The sequence below is a fragment of the Methylophaga sp. UBA1464 genome (genome assembly GCF_002325665.1).
In the GTDB taxonomy this organism is placed as follows: domain Bacteria; phylum Pseudomonadota; class Gammaproteobacteria; order Nitrosococcales; family Methylophagaceae; genus Methylophaga.
Genome location: NZ_DCSO01000024.1, coordinates 4,328 through 5,369 on the forward strand (window position 1 = coordinate 4,328; position 1,042 = coordinate 5,369).

Here is a 1,042-nt window from a genome sequence, read left to right on the forward strand (position 1 = left end):
AGATCGCATCGTTAATCTTCTCGATACACCAGGGCATGCTGATTTTTCGGAAGATACCTATCGCACACTGACTGCGGTGGACTCGGCATTGATGGTTATCGACAGTGCCAAAGGTGTAGAAGAACGTACCATTAAATTAATGGAGGTTTGCCGCTTACGCGATACGCCGATTCTGACATTTATCAACAAACTTGATCGGGAAGGCCGCGATCCGCTGGACTTACTCAGTGAAGTCGAAAATATCCTCAATATCCGCTGTGCCCCCATCACCTGGCCAATCGGTATGGGCAAAGGCTTTAAAGGTATTTTCCATCTTTATAATGACAATATTCGGTTGTTTGAAGCGCATGGCAAAGACGCAGATGCCGGCGAGGTGATTCAGGGGTTGGATAATCCACGTCTGGATGAATTATTTGGTTCTATGGCGGAAGAATTACGTGAAGAAATTGATCTGGTGCGTGGTGCCAGTGATCAATTTGATTTGGAAGCTTTTCTTAATGGACAAATGACCCCGGTGTTTTTTGGTTCAGCAATGAATAATTTCGGGGTTACTGAATTGATGGACGCCTATGTGGAATATGCGCCGGCGCCACAACCAAGGGAAACCAAAACCCGTGATGTTGTTGCGGATGAGGATAACTTCAGCGGATTTGTGTTTAAAATTCAAGCCAATATGGATCCTAAACACCGTGACCGCATTGCTTTTATGCGAGTTTGCAGTGGTCATTACACTAAAGGCATGAAATTACGTCAGACCCGGATAGGTAAAGATGTGACCATCGCCAATGCCGTCACCTTTATGGCTGCAGAACGTGAACAGGCGGAAGAAGCCTGGCCGGGCGATATACTCGGTTTGCACAATCACGGAACCATTCAGATCGGCGATACCTTTACTCAGGGTGAGGATCTTCAATTCACTGGGATACCGTACTTTGCGCCGGAACTGTTTCGCCGTGTCAGATTAAAAGATCCTCTGAAGAACAAGGCTTTATTGAAAGGTCTGCAACAATTGAGCGAAGAGGGTGCCACGCAGTTATTCCGT

At 46.5% G+C, this 1,042-nt stretch carries 1 protein-coding gene; it reads left to right on the top strand.

What is annotated here, in order from left to right; all coding sequences use genetic code 11:
- Positions 1-1,042, top strand: a 1,042-nt coding sequence (locus B3O33_RS02480) for a peptide chain release factor 3 (protein ID WP_292362860.1), incomplete at both ends; no start/stop codon positions are given.